We start from the raw sequence: 3153 nt of genomic DNA, 5'->3' as shown, positions 1-3153 counted from the left end.
GAGACTTGGAAAAAAAAAGCTTCCCCAGCTTAGATAATTCAGATAGCAATAACTTAAGGGTTTAGCCAAGTTTTGGAGGTGTTAATAGTTGATAAAAAAATCCCTAAATAGATTAACTGTGCCAGTAGCTTAGTCAATAGAATTGAGATTGACCTTGGCCTTTTGGCCTAAAGGCCAAAAGGCCAGGAAATATGAAGGAAACTATCAAGTAAATATGAAGTAAATATGAAGTATTTCAAGAAACGAGCACTTATGAATTTACTCTCATGAAGGGAATTTCCTTGAAAATCTAGTAAGTCTGACTTGTAAGTCTCAACTTAGACGAACAAAATGACACAAAAATATACAGAAGCGGACACAGAAGCGTTTTACGATCACGAAGACAGCATGTATCGTAGCTTCTGGGATTCTGAAGGCAGTTTACACTGGGGCTATTTTGAAAACTTAGCCGACGCTCGTGCTCAAGACTTTCTCCCAGCTTGCCACCGTTGGAATGAATATATGCTCGGCTGCAGTGGGCTGACTACTGAATCTCGGGTACTTGATATCGGTTGCGGCAACGGCAACACCGCTATCTGGCTAGCCCAGCAGACAGGATGTGAAGTTGTCGGCATTGACATCAGTGCAGTCCGGGTTGGCAATGCCAAGGCATTAGCTCAGGAGTATCCCTCCCTACGCCTCTCTTTTCAGAAAGCATCAGTAACTAGCCTACCTTTCTCAGACAATTCCTTTACCCATGTCTGGAGCCAAGCCACCCTTTACCATGTCCACCAGCGGGAGCTAGCTCTGAAGGAGATTTACCGTGTTCTTCAAGAACAAGGCATCTTCCTATTCGATGATCTGATCACTCCAGTGTCCGAGATCAGCGCAGAAGGCCAAAAGCACGTTTATCAACGACTACTGTTTGAACCAACATTTAGCTATGAGTCCTACGCAAAAACACTCAGTGAAATTGGCTTGATGGTGTTGGAGGCTAAAGACTTGAGCGAACACCTCAATAAGAGCTACCAACTGTTGTCAGAGCTAGCTCTGAGCAAGTATCCGAAACTTAGCGCTTCCTATGATAAGATGTGCGAGGCGATTACAGCTCGGGAACTCGGATGGAGTTTCTATCGCTGTCAAAAGGTAAGCGATCGCGTGTCGTGGATCTACGGAACTAATGATGAAAAAACTTTAAAAGATAAGTACAATGCTTGGGCGACCATTTACGATGCTGACTTAGACGAGACCTATCGTTGCTCTCCCGTTCTATCCGCTAGGGCTCTGGCAAAGGTACTGCCAAATAAAGCAGCAAGCATTCTTGATGTTGGAGCAGGTACAGGAATGGTAGGTGAGGCTCTGGCAGACCTAGGATACACCAACATTACAGCAGTTGACTTCTCCGAGGAAATGCTGGAGGTAGCTAGGAAAAAGCAAGTTTACACTGCCTTGCACCAAGCAAATGTGTCAGAACCTCTAACCTTCTCTACTCCTGAGGCATTCGACGGGATTGTGGCGGTGGGGGTATTCACATTTGGTCACGCCCATCCTAAAGGGTTGCGAAACCTATTCGAACTATTGAAGTCTGGAGGATATTTTGTCCTAACCCTGCGAGTTGACTACTACGAAAGCAACGATTCATTACAAGAGATTCTCGAAGAGCTGTCATGGAGTATACTGGATCGAGTAGAGTTTAACATCTTTGAAACAGAACCAATGGTTGCTCTAGTGCTGAAAAAGCACTAATTGCTGATAGTTTAAGGGAAAATCATGGCTACACCATGCAAATACTATGACGTTCCATTAAAAAAGCTGAACTCAAAAAATGCTGAAGGATTAGGAACTGTATTCACGGATTTTGAAGATGTTGAAATAGAGTTGTGTAAATGGCCAAACCCAGGAAAACGACCTCTTATTGCTAGGGGGGGTTATGGTACATTTATTGAAGACGAATTCAAAGTATATTGGCGTGGTTCTACGGTGCTTTCCGCTGACCATAAAAATGCTCGCGGTGGTGCAGCTGGAAAGGCTGTAGTTGATCCTGAAACTAACTCTAACTATGTGCTAGTGCATTGGCTTAGCGCCCATCTAGATGCAGGAGAGGCTTTTATTCCTAAAAATGGTGAACCTAGTATCTTTCTATTAGCGCCTCCTGGGGACAATGTCAAAGCAGAAGATTTTGTAGCGCTTTACTCTGATGGTAGTTACGGCATATCAATTCATCCTGGAGTATGGCACACAGCTCCCTTACCACTGTCTGGAGAAGTAGTCTATAAAAATAAACAAGGCAGTATCTATGCTACCGTAGATTGTCTATTGTTGAAGGAGCAAGATACTTGTCTAAAGATTCCCCTTCGTAAACCTGAAGAAGACTGAGAATATAGATAGCAAACACAGCACGGAATGGATAGAAACAGATGATTTTCTATAATTTGAAGTGCAAGTATTTCCCCTAGCCGCTTCTAAAGGAGCTAGAGCGCCAGTTAAGTAACTGTTAAACTGGCTATTTCAATGGATAGAAAGGGATAGGGCGGGAGGGAGAAAGGTAAATCGATGTATTTTCATGAAAATAGTGATGTATCAAAAAATGTGTCAACTTCTATTACTGAATAGCTGCTAAAAATAGCCTATTTAGTAATCATGGCAGACGAGAAAAAATCCGTATTTCGAGACTCATAAATCACTGATTAACCGAAGTGATTTAGGTTTTTGGTGATTGTTGGAGCGATGGTATAGCAATCTCAAATAGAGATCGTAAAATGCCAATGGCTAAGTCCAGAAATAGGCTCGTTCAAGTCAATTGAATTTTAATTCATTAAACTCAATGGAGGATAAATCATGGCGACCATCAAACTAATGCACGCCAAGCTACATCGAGTGCGTGTGACTGAGGCAAACCGCCACTATGTGGGCAGTGTCACGATTGACTCCGACTTGCTGGCACAGGTAGGGATTTTACCCCTCGAAGAAGTAGAAATTGTCAACATTGACAATGGCAATCGCTGGTCAACCTATGTTTTGCCAGGAGAAGCAGGTTCAGGAAAAATTTGTCCCAATGGAGGGGGAGCGCTACTGTGCAAAGAGGGAGATACCTTGATTATCTGGGCAAACGAGCAATGCGATCGCGCTGAAATTTTGACTAGCGGACACCAAGCGCGGGTACTGATTGCTGAT

Annotated in this window: 3 protein-coding genes; all 3 read left to right on the top strand. The window is 43.4% G+C overall.

The features are described 5' to 3' along the window. Nucleotides 1–330 precede the first annotated feature (330 nt). Nucleotides 331–1725 (top strand): methyltransferase domain-containing protein, encoded by a 1395-nt coding sequence (locus tag F6K49_RS38490; RefSeq protein WP_293105663.1) that lies wholly within the window; start codon nt 331–333, stop codon nt 1723–1725. 24 nt (nt 1726–1749) lie between these two features. After that, nucleotides 1750–2355: an ureidoglycolate lyase gene (locus F6K49_RS38485; RefSeq protein WP_293072206.1), complete on the top strand. Its 606-nt coding sequence runs from the start codon at nt 1750–1752 to the stop codon at nt 2353–2355. Between the two features lie 462 nt (nt 2356–2817). After that, on the top strand, nt 2818–3153 hold a 336-nt coding region (panD, locus tag F6K49_RS38480), incomplete at its 3' end, for an aspartate 1-decarboxylase (RefSeq protein ID WP_293105658.1).

This window comes from Moorena sp. SIO3I6 (assembly GCF_010672095.1).
This window is presented reverse-complemented; position numbering and strand designations above follow the sequence as displayed.